The sequence below is a fragment of the Maricaulis sp. genome (assembly GCF_030149515.1).
Taxonomy (GTDB): domain Bacteria; phylum Pseudomonadota; class Alphaproteobacteria; order Caulobacterales; family Maricaulaceae; genus Maricaulis.
In genome coordinates, this window is sequence record NZ_JASBRI010000015.1 from 17,731 (window position 1) to 31,930 (window position 14,200).

The 14,200-nt window shown below is 63.9% G+C and carries 13 protein-coding genes; 5 read left to right on the top strand and 8 right to left on the bottom strand.

Going from position 1 to position 14,200, the window contains the following annotated elements:
* Window positions 1-2 precede the first annotated feature (2 nt).
* The 4 genes from tmk to Q1U94_RS06565 are packed head-to-tail and all read left to right on the top strand — an operon-like array spanning window position 3 to window position 3,324.
* A complete protein-coding gene (tmk, locus tag Q1U94_RS06550; protein WP_300542846.1) occupies window positions 3-635 on the top strand; it encodes a dTMP kinase in 633 nt (210 codons plus the stop codon).
* Window positions 632-1,675: a DNA polymerase III subunit delta' gene (locus tag Q1U94_RS06555; RefSeq protein WP_300542847.1), complete on the top strand. Its 1,044-nt coding sequence runs from the start codon at window positions 632-634 to the stop codon at window positions 1,673-1,675. Before tmk ends, Q1U94_RS06555 begins: the two co-directional genes overlap by 4 nt.
* 9 nt (window positions 1,676-1,684) lie before the next feature.
* Window positions 1,685-2,467: a TatD family hydrolase gene (locus Q1U94_RS06560; RefSeq protein ID WP_300542848.1), complete on the top strand. Its 783-nt coding sequence runs from the start codon at window positions 1,685-1,687 to the stop codon at window positions 2,465-2,467.
* Entirely contained in the window at window positions 2,464-3,324 is an 861-nt protein-coding gene (locus Q1U94_RS06565) for an MBL fold metallo-hydrolase (RefSeq protein ID WP_300542849.1), read from the top strand. The genes Q1U94_RS06560 and Q1U94_RS06565 overlap by 4 nt, the downstream gene beginning before the upstream one ends.
* A gap of 6 nt (window positions 3,325-3,330) precedes the next feature.
* Here the strand turns inward: Q1U94_RS06565 and Q1U94_RS06570 are convergent, their stop codons facing one another.
* Window positions 3,331-3,789 (bottom strand): DUF411 domain-containing protein, encoded by a 459-nt coding sequence (locus tag Q1U94_RS06570; RefSeq protein ID WP_300542850.1) that lies wholly within the window; start codon window positions 3,787-3,789, stop codon window positions 3,331-3,333.
* Window positions 3,790-4,354: 565 nt separating this feature from the next.
* Between Q1U94_RS06570 and mazG the strand changes: the two genes are divergently transcribed.
* Window positions 4,355-5,176 (top strand): nucleoside triphosphate pyrophosphohydrolase, encoded by an 822-nt coding sequence (gene mazG / locus Q1U94_RS06575; RefSeq protein ID WP_300542852.1) that lies wholly within the window; start codon window positions 4,355-4,357, stop codon window positions 5,174-5,176.
* On the opposite strand, the gene hflX is transcribed toward mazG, so the two are convergent.
* The 7 genes from hflX to Q1U94_RS06610 all read right to left on the bottom strand — a co-directional run bounded on the left by hflX (window position 5,173) and on the right by Q1U94_RS06610 (window position 14,104).
* Window positions 5,173-6,525: a GTPase HflX gene (gene hflX / locus Q1U94_RS06580; RefSeq protein ID WP_300542853.1), complete on the bottom strand. Its 1,353-nt coding sequence runs from the start codon at window positions 6,523-6,525 to the stop codon at window positions 5,173-5,175. The two genes, mazG and hflX, sit on opposite strands and share 4 nt — an antisense overlap.
* Window positions 6,522-6,803, bottom strand: coding sequence for an RNA chaperone Hfq (gene hfq, locus Q1U94_RS06585; protein WP_300542854.1), 282 nt, complete (start codon window positions 6,801-6,803; stop codon window positions 6,522-6,524). The genes hflX and hfq overlap by 4 nt, the downstream gene beginning before the upstream one ends.
* Before the next feature lie 104 nt (window positions 6,804-6,907).
* Window positions 6,908-7,756, bottom strand: a complete 849-nt coding sequence (locus Q1U94_RS06590) for a D-amino-acid transaminase (RefSeq protein WP_300542855.1) — start codon at window positions 7,754-7,756, stop codon at window positions 6,908-6,910.
* A 7-nt stretch (window positions 7,757-7,763) separates the two neighbouring features.
* Entirely contained in the window at window positions 7,764-9,167 is a 1,404-nt protein-coding gene (locus tag Q1U94_RS06595) for a potassium transporter TrkG (RefSeq protein WP_300542856.1), read from the bottom strand.
* Between the two features lie 3 nt (window positions 9,168-9,170).
* Complete coding sequence (gene trkA, locus Q1U94_RS06600) at window positions 9,171-10,544, bottom strand: Trk system potassium transporter TrkA (protein ID WP_300542857.1); 1,374 nt, start codon at window positions 10,542-10,544, stop codon at window positions 9,171-9,173.
* A 20-nt stretch (window positions 10,545-10,564) separates the two neighbouring features.
* Complete coding sequence (locus Q1U94_RS06605) at window positions 10,565-11,953, bottom strand: sigma-54 dependent transcriptional regulator (protein WP_300542859.1); 1,389 nt, start codon at window positions 11,951-11,953, stop codon at window positions 10,565-10,567.
* A gap of 3 nt (window positions 11,954-11,956) precedes the next feature.
* Window positions 11,957-14,104 carry a PAS domain-containing sensor histidine kinase gene (locus tag Q1U94_RS06610; RefSeq protein WP_300542860.1) on the bottom strand — a complete coding sequence of 716 codons (2,148 nt, stop codon included), beginning with the start codon at window positions 14,102-14,104 and terminating at the stop codon, window positions 11,957-11,959.
* Window positions 14,105-14,200: the final 96 nt, after the last annotated feature.

Below are 14,200 nucleotides of genomic sequence, written 5' to 3' on the forward strand. Positions count from 1 at the left end.
CAGTGCGGGGCCGTTTCATCACACTCGAAGGCGGCGAGGGCGCCGGCAAGTCGACGCTGGTCAAGGCGCTGGAATCCTGGCTTGCCGAGCGCGGCCGCGACGTCGTCGTGACCCGCGAACCCGGCGGCACACCCGGCGCGGAGCTGCTGCGCGATATCCTCCTCACCGGCGCAACCGACCGCTGGTCGCCGGTGACCGAAGCACTGCTGATGTACGCGGCCCGCGTGGATCATGTCGAACGCCTGATCCAGCCCGCCCTTGAGCGCGGCGCCTTCGTGATCTGCGACCGGTTCGCCGATTCGACACTCGCCTACCAGGGCACGGCGGGCGGCGTGCCGGCCGAGCGGATTCGCCAGATTCATGCGGCATCGCTGGGCGGTTTCCATCCGGACCTGACCCTTGTTCTCGACATCGATCCGCGTATCGGCATGCAGCGCACCCTGGACCGCGGCGAGAGTGCAACGCGTTTCGAACGTCTGGGTCTGGATTTTCACAACAGGTTGCGCCGGGCCTTTCTGGACATTGCCGCTGCGGACCCGGAGCGCTGTGTCGTGATCGATGCCGGTCAATCGCCTGAAAATGTTGCGGGATCGGCCATTTCGGCGCTTGAAGCCAGGCTTGGCCAGATCGCATGAGCAGCGATCCCGACACCGGTTCTGACGTGCAGCCCGGCTGTCTTCCGCCGCGCGAGCGCTATGACCTGTTCGGGCATCACGCAGCCGAAACCGAATTCGCCCGGGCCTGGCAATCGGGGCGCCTGCACCACGCCTGGATGATCACCGGCCCGCGCGGTGTCGGAAAGGCCAGCTTCGCATGGCGGGCGGCACGCAGGGTTCTCGGGGCGGTGCCGATGGAGGAGAGCGGTCCGCTCGGCTCGAGCCCGCGCGATCCAGTCTGCCAACTGCTGGAAGCCCAGGCCTGCCCCGACCTGCTGTTGCTGCGACGCCCCTGGGACGACAAGCGCAAGCGCTGGCGCGGCGAGATCACGGTCGAGGAAGCGCGCCGTGCGCCGCATTTTTTCGAGAAGAGCTCCGGATCCAAGGGCGGCTGGCGCGTCTGTATCGTCGACAGTGCCGACGACATGAATACCAATGCCGCCAATGCCATCCTGAAAACCCTCGAAGAACCGCCACAGCGGGGCGTTCTCTTCCTCGTGACGCACACGCCGGGGCGCCTGCCCGCAACGATCAGGTCGCGCTGCCGCCGTCTGGATCTTCGCCCGCCGTCCATCGAGGCGACCGCACAGTGGCTGGCAGGCGCCAGCGAAGCTGGCGCCGCCGATGCGCACGCCGCAGCACGACTGGCTGCCGGCGCTCCGGGCCGTGCACTGGCACTGCATGTCTCCGGCGGTGTCGAACTGGCCCGCGAGGTCGAGGTGTTTGTCACCAAGGGCGTGTCGGCCGGTGAACAGGACATGCGCAAACTGGCTGAACGGGTCAGCGCCAAGGGCGTGGATGAGCTCCGCGGCCTGTTCTTCGAAGCGCTGTCGGCCGCCTTGCGCCAGCAGGCTCGTGAGCGTGCCCGGGCAAATGACGACGTCGCTGCCTGGCTGGATGCATGGCGCGAACTCAACGCGCTTGTCCGCGACACCAACGCGCTTTATCTGGACCCCAAACAAAGCGCGCTGGCGGCGCTGACCCTGGCCCGCGACGCTGCGCGCAAGCAAACCGTCTGATATCCGCCCATGCTCATCGACAGTCATGTCAATCTTCACGGCGATCAATTCGCCGAGGATCTCGATGCGGTCATCGACCGCGCCCGCGAAGCCGGCGTTGTCCGCATGATCACGATCTGCTGCCGGCTGAGCGACTTTCCAGCCGTGTCCGCTATCGCCGAGGCGCATGACGACATCTACTGCACGATCGGGGCCCATCCGCACCACGCCAAGGACCGGCCGGATATCGCCGCGGGCGAACTTGTCGAGATCGCCCGGCATCCCAAGGTCGTCGGCATCGGCGAGACCGGTCTGGACTTCCATTACGGCTATTCCCCGCGCGAGGATCAGTTCGCCAGCCTGAAAGCGCATATCGAAGCCGCCCGGACGACAGACCTCCCATTGATCCTGCATACCCGCGAGGCGGATGACGCGATGGCAGGCCTTCTGGAAGAGGAAATGGGGAAGGGGGCATTTCGCCCGCTACTGCATTGTTACACAGGCGGAGCGGTTCTGGCGCAGCGTGCGGCCCGGCTCGGCGCCTATTTTGCCGCGTCCGGCATTGTCACCTTTAAGAAGGCCGAGGATGTCCGGGCGGTGTTCCGCGAACACGTGCCTGACGACCGGGTGATTGTGGAGACCGACTGTCCCTATCTTGCGCCGGTTCCGCATCGCGGCAAGCGCTGTGAACCTGCCTTCCTCCCCGATGTCGCACGCGGTCTTGCCGCCGTTAAAGGCTGGAGCGAGGCGGAGTGCGCCGAGCGCACAACATCGGCTTTCTTCAACCTGTTCGACCGGGTTCCCCGGCCGTGACCGGTCTTGTGCGCATAACGCTTCTGGGCACAGGATCGTCAGGCGGTGTGCCACGGGCCAATGGCGACTGGGGGCTGTGCAACCCTCTCAATCCGCGCAATCGCCGCCGGCGCTGTTCGGCCCTCATCGAGCGTGCCGAGACACGAACCGCCCTGGATGGGGGCAAGGCGGTGACCCGCGTCGTCATCGACACATCACCCGATTTCCGCGAGCAGATGCTCTCGGCCCGGGTACGCCGGATCGATGGCGTGCTGTTCACCCATGATCATGCCGACCAGACCCACGGTATCGATGACCTGCGTGCCTTCGCCTATCTCCAGCGCCAGCGGATCCCGGTCTGGATGGACGAGGCGACCCGCAAAACCCTCCTGGAGCGCTTTGGCTATACGTTCGAAACGCCGCCGGGTTCGAGTTACCCGGCGATCCTGGACCAGCGTGCCATGCCGGCGTGCGGAACGCCTGTGACCGTCGACGGGCCTGGCGGACAGGTCGATATCGTGCCGTTCGAACAGGAGCATGGCCGCATTCGCTCCCTCGGTTTCCGCGTCGGTGCTGTGGCCTATTCGCCGGACATCAACATCTTGCCCGAAGCGTCCGAACTGCACCTTCATGGCATAGCCTGCTGGGTCGTCGACGCCTTGCGCCGAGAACCGCATCCCACGCATTTCACGGTCGAGGAAGCGCTGGCCGCGATCCGCCGTGTCGGGGCGAAGCAGGGAGTCCTGACCAACCTGCACAACACACTGGACTATGACGAGCTGGTCGACACGCTCCCGGCCCATGTCTGGCCCGGCTATGACGGCATGCGGCTGGTATGGGACGGCGAGAGCGTCCAGTTCGACGACATTACCGGGTAGGGCCGCTCAACCGCCATGGCGAGCGAAGACATCGTGACCGCCTGATCCAAAGGCATAGACGTCATAAGCCTCACTATAGCCCGGAACTTCCATGCCCGGAGATCCGGCCGGCATGCCGGGAACGGCTATACCTGCTATCGCCGGACGTTCGGACAGCATGCGCTCAATGTCGATGGCTGGAACATGTCCTTCGACCAGGTAGTCGCCGATCCGTGCCGTGTGGCAGGACCACAATTCCTGAGGCACGCCCAATTCCCGCTTGGCCACGGTAATATCCGGCAGGTTCTGGACTGCGACCCTGAACCCGTGCGCCTCGACATGTTCGATCCAGGCCCCGCAACAGCCGCAGGTCGGCGACTTGTAGACCATCATGACGGGATAGCCGTCATCGGCGGCAAGCGGCACGGTTGCGGCAAGGGCTGCCGTACTGCCCAGAATCAGCGAGCGTCGGGTTATCAGGGCCATGATCAGGACGGTTCCAGCGGATATGGTCGTTGAGGACCTTTTTATCGGTCTCGCCGCGAAGCGGTCAATCACGCCCGGGACTCAACGCCTTCCAGCTGGCCCTGCAGCTCGCCAATGCACTTGCCCAAATTCCGCAGATACCACCGATTTCGCAACCTCGGTTGTTTTGGGAAGGCCCGGCGGCGAGCTTCACGAGCGGCCAGGCCCTGGTAACGGATGGCGGCTGGCCAGAAAGCTGGACGGTACGGCGGCATTTTGCCCGGCCATATATGCGCGGATCGCCCTGGTTAGCGCCACCCCACGCTTCTCATAATATTCATTATGCGCATCATGGCTGCAAGTGGGCGACACTCTTCGGGCGTCGCGCCCCGCCGCAATCGCTCCAATTTTTCCATACTTATAATCATTTGCTACAGCCTGCTTAAGCGCAACACGAATCGCCGCCCTCGTTCGCGCGGTACGAGAAGCTGTGCTTTTCCTGCTGCTTCAAGTATCGCGCGTCGCACAAATAGTCTTCGCGCGTTAGCATGCCGATGATTCCCGCCGCCGATACTCCGGAGCGCCCATGACCGCTCAGCCAGAAGATCTTGCGCCCATCGCCCGTCTGCTCGCGATCATGGCGAAGCTGCGCGATCCCGACGGCGGCTGCCCGTGGGATCTGGAACAGGACTTCAAGTCGGTCGCGCCGTACACGATCGAGGAAGCCTACGAGGTCGCCGACGCTATCGAGCGCGGGCGCTATGCCGAGCTGAAGGACGAACTCGGCGATCTCCTGCTCCAGGTCGTGTTCCATGCGCAGATGGCGTCAGAAGCCGGGCTGTTCGGCTTTGACGATGTCTGCAGCGCCATCAATGACAAGATGATCCGGCGGCACCCGCATGTGTTCGGCGATGCGGCCACCCGCGACAGCGATACCCAGACTGCCGAATGGGAAGCCATCAAGGCGTCCGAGCGCAAATCGTCCAACAAGGGCGACGGGGTCCTGGATGACCTGCCCGTCGCCCTGCCCGCCCTGAAGCGCGCACAGAAGCTGCAAAAACGCGCGGCGCGCGTCGGATTCGACTGGCCGGATGCGGAGCGCGTGCTTGAGAAAGTCGATGAGGAGATCGGCGAGGTTCGGGAGGCGATTGCCAGCGGCAACAGTAGTCACATCGCCGAAGAAATCGGCGATTTAATGTTTGTTTGCACGAATTTGGGACGAAAATTGAAAGTTGATGTTGAGGCCGCGACACGCAGCGCCAACGCCAAGTTCGAGCGTCGTTTCCGGCATATCGAAGCCGTGTTGCAGGCCCAGGGCCGTCGGCCGGAAGACGCCAGCCTCGACGAGATGGAAGCCCTGTGGGTCGAAGCCAAGAACCGCGAAAAGGCCAAGGCCGCGACGGCCTAGTACCCATCCTCCTCGTCCGGCTCTCCAATGCCCTGAGGGATAGCCAGGAGCGGGAAGAGCGACCGGAACCGTCCAGCTTCAGACGACGCGAGCCGGACCTGGACGGTCGTGGCGCCGGTATCCGAGTCCATGTCGCTGGCAAAGACTTCCCCATGCTCATGCAACCAGGCCAGCGCGCGGGACTCCGCCGGCGGCAACTTGACTGTCAGACGCTCATCCTCGCGCGCGAGCGCCTGTTCGATCGCCTCGACCAGACCGTCCAGCCCGGCCCCCGTGACAGCCGAAAGGGGAAGCTTCACCGGTTTGCCGGCCTTGAGATTGGCAATATCGGCGCGGAAGGCGAGGTCCTCAGCCGCATCGAGATCGAGCCGGTCCGACTTGTTCCACGCCTCGATCATCGGCTGGCTGTGTTGCGGGCCGGCTTCGATCGCATCCAGCACGGCCTCGACATCCCGGATCCGGCCTTCGAGGTCGGGATCGGATGCATCAATGACGTGGACCAGCAGATCGGCTTCGCGCACTTCTTCCAGCGTCGCACGGAATGCGGCGATCAGCTCGGTCGGCAAGTCCGTGATAAAGCCCACCGTATCGGAGAGCAGGAGTTTGGTTCCGCGCGGCAGGTCGAGTGCCCGTACTGTGGGGTCGAGAGTAGCGAAGGGCATGTCCTGGGCGAATACCCCTGCCCCGGTCAGCCGATTGAACAGGGTCGACTTGCCGGCATTGGTATAGCCCACCAGCGCCACGGTCGGAAACGGCACGTCCTGGCGCTGGGCCCGGTGCAGGGCGCGCGTGCGCCGGACTTCGTCCAGCTGACGGCGTAGTTTGGCCATTTTTTCGTTCAGCAGCCGGCGGTCGGTCTCGATCTGGGTTTCGCCCGGCCCGGCCAGGAAGCCGCGTCCACCGCGCTGGCGTTCCAGGTGGGTCCAGGTCCGGACCAGTCGCGAGCGTTCATAGGCCAACCGGGCAAGCTCGACCTGAAGGACGCCTTCCTTGGTACGCGCGCGCTGACCGAAGATTTCCAGGATCAGACCTGTACGGTCGACCACCTTCACGTTCCAGGCATTTTCCAGATTGCGCTGCTGGATGGGCGACAGGGCCGTGTCGATCACCGCCACGTCGGCACCGCCCTCGGCGATCCGGGTCTTCAGCTCGTCCAGCTTGCCACGGCCGAAATAACGTCCCGCATCGATCTTGCGGATCGGTGTGATGAAGGCCTCGGCCAATTCGAGATCCAGCGCCTCGGCCAGGCCGGCCGCTTCTTCCAGACGCGCATCGGCCCGGTCCAGACCCTCACGGCTGGCCGGATGAATGACAATGGCGCGTGATACTGGCGCCTCGCGCTCGATCAATCCACAGCGCTCTCGGTGACTGTGTCTTCGTCGGCCTCGTCAGCCTTCTCATTGTCGAACAACTGCACCGGCGCAGCGGGCATAATGGTCGAAATGGCATGCTTGTAGACGAGCTGCGACAACCCGTCCCGGCGGAGAAGAACACAGAAGTTATCGAACCAGGTCACGACGCCCTGGAGCTTCACTCCATTGACCAGGAAAATGGTCAGGGGCGTTTTCGTTTTACGCACCGAATTCAGGAAAACGTCCTGCAGATTTTGTTTTTTGTCGTGCGACATGTTGGCTCCACGTGCGTCGCTTGCAAAGCGATTCGCCAATTAGGGTATACAGGCCTTGCTGTGCCCTGCAACCATCTCATTTTGTGTGGAAAGCGCCGCTGTATTCAAGCGGTCTCAAGATAGGCCTGACGCAGTGCGGTTGCGATGGAGCCAGGACGGCCATTCCCGATTGTGCGGCCGTCAATCTCAACCACCGGGGTCACAAAGGAAGTCGCCGAGGTCACGAATGCCTCGCGGGCTGCTTGCGCTTCCTTGATGGTAAAGGCGCGCTCTTCCAGCCCGAACCCGGCCTCCGCCGCGACACGCATGAGCGTCGCCCGCGTTATCCCGTGAAGGATCGCATTGTCGGCCGGCCGGGTCACCAGCTTCCCGTCCGCCGTGACAATCCAGGCGTTGGTGGAGGAACCTTCGGTGACATGCCCGCTGCTATCGACCTGCCACGCTTCGAAGGCACCGCTCTCGCGCGCCTCCTGCTTGGCCAGGACGTTGGGCAGCAGGTTCACAGTCTTGATATCGCAGCGGGACCAGCGGCGGTCGGGAACCGAAATCACGGCAATACCGGTCTCAGCCCGCTTGGCGGCAGCGGACAGATCCACCCGTTTGGCCGTGACCACGAGCGTGGGAGGCGTGCTTTCCGGAGGGAAAGGATGGTCCCGCCGCGCCTGGCCCCGCGTCACCTGGAGATAGACCAGCCCGTCGCGCACGCGATTCCGGCGGATCAGTTCGCGGATAATCAGTCCCAGGGCCCGCCGTGATCTGGGCGCCGCAATCCGCAGCTCAGCCAGGGAGCGATCGAGCCTGTCGAAATGTCCATCCGCGTCCAGGAGCCGACTGCGCCGAACGCTCCACACCTCATACACACCATCGCCGAACTGGAAGCCTCTGTCCTCGATGTGGACCACGGCTTGAGCGTGAAGACAAAAGCGTCCGTTGACATAAGCTATACGGGTCACGGCGAAGTCAGTTCCTGATGAAAAGGGCCCAGATCGCGGCGATGGCGGCCAGCACCTCCAAACGCCCCAGAATCATGGCTGAAATAAGGATGGGTTTGGCCATGTCGGTCACATCCCGCCAACCCGCGCCTCCCTGTACTTCGTTGAGCAGCGGTCCGGTATTGGCCAGCGCGGCAGCATTGGCAAGAAAGGCGGTCTCGAAGTCGAGGCCGGTCAGGGTGAGGGCCAGGCTCCCCAGTCCCAGACACGCAACAAAGCCCAGCACATATGCCCAGATCCCGATCAGCGCCGAGTCGCGGGCCGAGCGGCCGCGGAACGTCACCGGAACGATGCTTGACGGGTCGGACAGAACAGCGAGTTCCGACCCCATACGCCTCCAGAGCAGAAGAATACGGGAGATCTTGACGCCGCCGGTCGTGGAGGCTGCAGCCCCGCCGATCAACGCCACGAACACGGCCGCAATGGGCACCGGCGACAACGCCCCCGTCACGGAATAGCCCGCAGTGGTGACCATGAAGAGCGCATCCAGGACATGCCTGTGTACGGCTTCCGGTTGCGCCAGGCCGTACAGTACGGCCAGGCCCGCAATCAGCGCAGCCATTCCCACGAGGTCGGGATCCTTCAGCACGCTGCGATCCCGCAATACATCCCAGAACAGCGATATATTGACGCTGCCGGCCAGACAGCCGAGGGCGACCACAAGCGTGGACACGCCCCCGAATGTCGAGATCAACCCGCCCGGCGCGGGTGCGTAGCCACTCGTCGAGATGGCTCCCATGGCCAGAACGGTTGCATCGAACAGGCCGTTTCCCGCCAGCAGCAGGCCCAGCCAGACGAAGGATGTCACCACCGCATAGATCAGCCCCACGCGTTGACCGGCTTGCGGAAGGTGGGAAAAAACATTGTCCTGGCGAATGGTCAGCAGGGCCGAGCGCCGGATGGCCGGTACGTCGCGGTCCAGCGCAGCAAAGACGGCAATCGCCAGCAGCAGAGTTGCGTAGCCGCCGAGCCAGGCCAGAATCGCCCGCCAGAAAATGAGAGCCCGCGGCAGATCGTCCGGGGGCAGCAAGGTCGCCCCGGTGGTTGTGACGGCGGAATAGGCTTCGAACAAGGCGTCGATCGGGTCGAAATACCCCGTCAGCCAGAAGGGCAAGGCGGCGATCGCCGGTGTCGTCACCCAGGCCAGAAGGGCCAGGCCCAGCGCATCCAGGGCGCTGGCACCGATGCGCATGCCCGATGTGGCCGACAGAACGAGCACGCCCGGCACCAGCGCGATGCCGGCGGTAAACATGAAGAATGGCGCCAGATGCCCTTCCCCGACCGCTGCGGCTGCTATGGCTGCCAGTATGGCGACCAGCGCCACGAGCACCCAAAGGGCTCCGAGGGGCCGGAGAAGCGCGGCCAGGGTCATGGTCTAGAAATACTCGAGGCTGACGCGGAACAGGTGCTCGACCTTGGGGATCAGCGCTGTATTGCAGAACAGGAGAACCCGGTCGTTTTCACGCACCCGGCCCTCATCGCAGGGCAGGATCACCTTGTCGCCGCGCACAACGGCCCCCAGGGCCACGCCGTCAGGCAATTCCAGCTCGTCCAGCGTCCGGCCGACCAGCGGCGATGTCGACAGGGCCACGCCCTCCAGGGCCTCCGCCTGTCCCCCGCCCAGGCTTTGCAGCCCCGTAATCCGGCCCCGGCGTATGTGCTGCAGGATCGTCGATACGGTTGTCGCCCTCGGATCGATCAGCACGTCAATGCCCAGGGGATCGCGCATGCTCTCGAACGTGCGGTCATTGATCAGGCTGAGCGCCCGTTCGGCCCCTTCCCGCTTGGCCATCACCGCCGAGAGCATGTTGACCTTGTCGTCATTGGTCACGCAGATGACCAGCTCGGCATTGCCGACGCCAGCCTCGCGCATCATGCGGGCATTGAGCCCGTCTCCGTGCAGGACGACTGTCTTCTTCAGACGTTCGGCGGCCGCCTCGGCACGTGCCTTGTCCGCCTCGATCAGACGCACCTTGACACCCCCTGCCCGTTCAAGGGCCCGGGCAACATAGACGCCGATATTGCCGGCACCGACAACCACGACGCGGCGGATCTGTTCGGCACTGCGGCCGAAAATATCGAGCACACGCCGTACCTGCGCGCTCTCGGTGACGACGTAGACATCGTCTCCCGCAAGCAGCGGGTCGCCGGGCTTGGGAATGAACAGGGTCTGTTCGCGTTGCACGCCAACGACCGCTACGCGCAAGTCCGGAAACAGCTCCATCACCTGCTGCGTCGACGATCCCGCCACGGGCGAACTATCCTCCAGCCGAAGACCGAGCAGCTGCACCCGGCCTCCCGAAAAGACCGCCGTTGAAAACGCACCGGGCGTCTCTACCCGCTGAAGAATGGCGCGGCCTACCTCCAGTTCCGGAGAAATCACCACGTCGACAGGCAGATTACCCGTGGAAAACAGGTCGCCCCAGGCCGGATCAAGATAATTCTGCGCACGTACGCGGGCGATCCGCATCGGCGTGGAAAAAAGGGAGTGGGCCACCTGGCAGGCGACCATGTTGGTTTCGTCGGAATAGGTTACCGCCACAAGAAGGTCGGCTTCGCGGGCGCCCGCACGTTCCAGCACGTCGGGATGCGAAGCGTGCCCCACCACGCCGCGCACATCGAGATCGGTGACGACATTGTCGATCAGCTCGGTCGACCAGTCGACCACGGTCACCGCATTGCCTTCCCGGGCCAGGGCCCGGGCAATCCCCACACCGACCTGGCCGGCTCCGCAGACTATGGCTTTCATGTCCGTCCGCCTCGTTTGTCCTAGACCGCACCTTCACGGCTGGGACTGCCTACTCCGAGGGATTTCAGCTTGCGATGCAAGGCTGATCGCTCCATGCCGATGAAGGCGGCAGTGCGGGAGATATTGCCGCCGAACCTGTCGATCTGTGCCTTGAGATATTCCCGTTCGAAGTTTTCCCGCGCCTCGCGCAAAGACAAGGCGATCATCTTCTCGGCGTCAAACCCCGCATCGTGATTGTCACGGGTGACGACCTCCGAGGGCAGGGACTCCAGCGTGATGGGTTCGTTGGCCGCACCCGTGGCCAGGATCAGCAGGCGTTCCACATTATTGCGCAACTGACGCACATTTCCCGGCCAGCTGTGCGCCTGGAGGGCTGCCATCACATCATCGCCGAATTCGCGTCGCGGCAAGCCGGCCGACACGGTAAGCCGGTCCACGAAATGCCGGACAAGATGGGGAACATCCTCGCGCCGTTCGGCCAATGCCGGCACCGTCACCGGAACCACGGCAAGCCGGTGGTAAAGATCTTCGCGGAAACGGCCTTCCTGGATCCGGGTATTCAGGTCCTGTGCCGTCGAGGAGATCACCCGAACATTCACCTGCACATCGGCCGTACCCGCGACACGGCGGAAACGCTGCTCGACCAGCAGGCGCAGAAGCTTGCTCTGGGTCTCCCGGGGCATGTCCGCAATTTCGTCGAGATAGAGCGTGCCGCCATGCGCACGCTCGAGCAGACCGACATGCCGGACCGATCCATCGTCGTTTTCGCGGCCGAACAGTTCTTCTTCCACGCCTTCAGGCGACATGCCCGGCGCGCTGACGGCGATGAAATCGGCGCCGGACCGGGGTGAGTTTTCGTGGATCAGGCGAGCGACGAGCTCCTTGCCGGCCCCCGACGGCCCCCGTATCAGAACCCGGCTGTTCGTGGGGGCGACACGCTCGATGAGCTGGCGCACCTGAACGATGCCGGTGGAGTCTCCGATCAGCGTATTCTGGGCATCCGCTCGGGCCCGCAATTGTGCATTTTCGCTGCGCAGGCGGCTGGCCTCGAGGGCACGCTTGACTGTCAACAGGAGCTTGTCGCTCTTGAACGGTTTCTCGATGAAATCATAGGCGCCCTTGCGAATGGCCGCGACAGCCGTCTCGATTGTGCCATGGCCGGAAATCACGATCACCGGCAGGTCCGGATCATGCGCGCGGAATTCGTCCAGCAGCTCGATCCCGTCGAGACGGCTGCCTTGCAGCCAGACATCGAGAATGACCAGCGATGGCTTGCGTGCCCGGATCGCATCCAGTGCCGCATCCGCATCGGCCGCTTCGCGCGGTTCATAGCCGTCGTCTTCCAGAAGCCCGCCAATCAGTTCCCGGATATCGGCTTCGTCATCCACGACGAGAATGTCCTTAGCCATGGATCATGCCTCCTGCACAGACGGGATCACTGGATCGGCAGCGTCAGCGAGCGGGAAGACCAGCCGCACGACGGCGCCCTCTCCGCTTGCCGGCACATCCAGCTCCAGACGTCCCTTATGGTCTTCCATCACGCGCTTGACGATCGCCAGACCGAGGCCCGTCCCCTTCTCGCGCGTGGTCATATAGGGCTCGGTCAACCGTTCGCGATTGGCGGTCGGCCAGCCCAGCCCGTTATCCTCGACCTCGATGAGCGAGTATCCGTCGGCCTGCCGCAGACGCACTGCAACGCGACCCGTTGCGCCATCGTTGTCCATGCGCGCACTCACGCTCTCGCAGGCATTCTTGAGAATATTGGCCAGAGCCTGGCTCGAAAGCCGGGCATCGCACAGGGCGTGGATGGGCTCGCCGGGGTGCTCGAACGGAACCTCGATATTCGGCGAGGCCACTCGCTGGGCAAAGACGGCCGACTTGACGAGCTCGCCCATCTCGACCCGCTCCACCTTTGGCTGGGGCATGCGGGCGAAAGACGAAAATTCGTCGACCATGCGGCCGATATCGTTGACCTGGCGGACGATCGTCTCCGTGCACCGGTCGAATGTTTCAACATCGGACTGGATCTCGTCGCGGTATTTCCGGCGGATACGTTCGGCCGACAACTGGATCGGCGTCAGCGGATTCTTGATCTCGTGCGCGATACGCCGGGCAACCTCGCGCCAGGCCGCATTGCGCTGGGCGGTAACCAGCCGGGTTACATCGTCGAACGTGATCACCAGCCCCGCCTCTTCGTCCATCGAGGCCCGGACGGTCAGGTGCCGCACCTGATCGTCATCGGCCTGCAGGTCGATCTGCGCCTCGGCAACGGAACCTGGGCGGCGCCGGGCCTGGGTGACGATTTCCGTCAGTTCCGGCGCCACATCTTCAATCCGCACACCGATCAGGTCATCCGTGCCGGGGCTGAGCATGGAAATCGCGGACCGGTTGATCAGCGTGACGTGATCCTCCCCGTCGAGGCCGATCACGCCGGCACGAACGCCCGCCAGGATGGCTTCGATGAAGGCCCGCCGCTTTTCCGACTCGGCATGCGACTCGATCAGTTCCCGGCGCTGGCTGCGCAATTGGCGTGTCATCCGGTTGAAGGCGCGGGCCAACGCCGCGATCTCGTCATCTTCGCGGCCCATCTGTACCCGGGCGTCCAGATCGCCACGGCGCACCCGTTCGGCCGCGCCGACCAGGCGGGAGATTGGCGTGACAACCCGCGTCGCCGCCGTCAGGGCCAGCCAGATCGATCCGATCAGAAGCAGAATCCCGACCTCGAAATACAGGAAGTAGAAGGTCTGCCGTATCCGGGTCTCCTGTTGCGAGGCATCGCGCAATTCCCGCCGGGCGGCGCCCATCTGGCGGAACAGGTCGATGTCCACGGGGTGTGAGACGAAAAGATAGGCATCCGGATAGGAATCCAGCCGGTAGAGCACCCGCATCACATCGATGGCGTCGGCGGAGGTGTCGGGTGTGGAAACCGCGAGATCGCCCTCATTGGCCAGTTCGTAGAGCCGGGGTGACGGCGCCACATATTCCTCGTTCTCGCGAAACTGCGTCCGGGCCAGCAGCGTACCGCGCCCATCCACCAGATAGGCGGCGACGAAACCCCGCTGGGCAGCCTGGGCGCTGAGATAACGCACATACTGGATACGGCTGGTCGTAAAGGCGTCGATGGCGTCGGGCTGGCTCAGGTCGTAGGCCATGGCCTGGAGCTGGTCGGACGCCCATTCGGCTTCCCGGTTGTAGAAGTCCAGCGCCACGGTCTCCAGCTGGTCGACCATCGTCGAGACCCTGTTGCCGAACCAGTAGTCCACGCCCCGGCTGATTACGGCACCGAGAAACAGCGCCGACAGGATTGCCGGCGTCGCAGCCGCAATCGAAAACAGGGCTACGAAACGCAAATGCAGTCGCGGAGTCGGTTCGCCAAAACGCCGCGCGCGGACCCGCCGGACAAAGCGCAAGGCAACAACACCGGCAAGTCCGGCGATGAGCACGGCATTGCCAATGAGAATGGCGATGGCGAACCGGTTATTGGGACCTGTCAGCCCGCCTTCGCGCAACAGGATAACGGCCGCTGCGGACAGCAGACCCAGCGATACGACAAAGCCCATTCCGAACAACGCCGCAGATTGCGGAGAGATATTCCGGATCAGTGTCTTGGCGGATGGCTGCGGCAAAGATCGCCTCACATGTTGCAGAGACGCATC

Bases quoted from the DNA above. Each gene is read 5' to 3' on its own strand.
- Q1U94_RS06555 (WP_300542847.1), top strand. From the start codon at position 632: ATGAGCAGCGATCCCGACACCGGTTCTGACGTGCAGCCCGGCTGTCTT.
- Q1U94_RS06560 (WP_300542848.1), top strand. From the start codon at position 1,685: ATGCTCATCGACAGTCATGTCAATCTTCACGGCGATCAATTCGCCGAG.
- Q1U94_RS06570 (WP_300542850.1), bottom strand. From the start codon at position 3,789: ATGGCCCTGATAACCCGACGCTCGCTGATTCTGGGCAGTACGGCAGCC.
- mazG (WP_300542852.1), top strand. From the start codon at position 4,355: ATGACCGCTCAGCCAGAAGATCTTGCGCCCATCGCCCGTCTGCTCGCG.
- hfq (WP_300542854.1), bottom strand. From the start codon at position 6,803: ATGTCGCACGACAAAAAACAAAATCTGCAGGACGTTTTCCTGAATTCG.
- Q1U94_RS06595 (WP_300542856.1), bottom strand. From the start codon at position 9,167: ATGACCCTGGCCGCGCTTCTCCGGCCCCTCGGAGCCCTTTGGGTGCTC.
- trkA (WP_300542857.1), bottom strand. From the start codon at position 10,544: ATGAAAGCCATAGTCTGCGGAGCCGGCCAGGTCGGTGTGGGGATTGCC.
- Q1U94_RS06605 (WP_300542859.1), bottom strand. From the start codon at position 11,953: ATGGCTAAGGACATTCTCGTCGTGGATGACGAAGCCGATATCCGGGAA.
- Q1U94_RS06610 (WP_300542860.1), bottom strand. From the start codon at position 14,104: ATGGGCTTTGTCGTATCGCTGGGTCTGCTGTCCGCAGCGGCCGTTATC.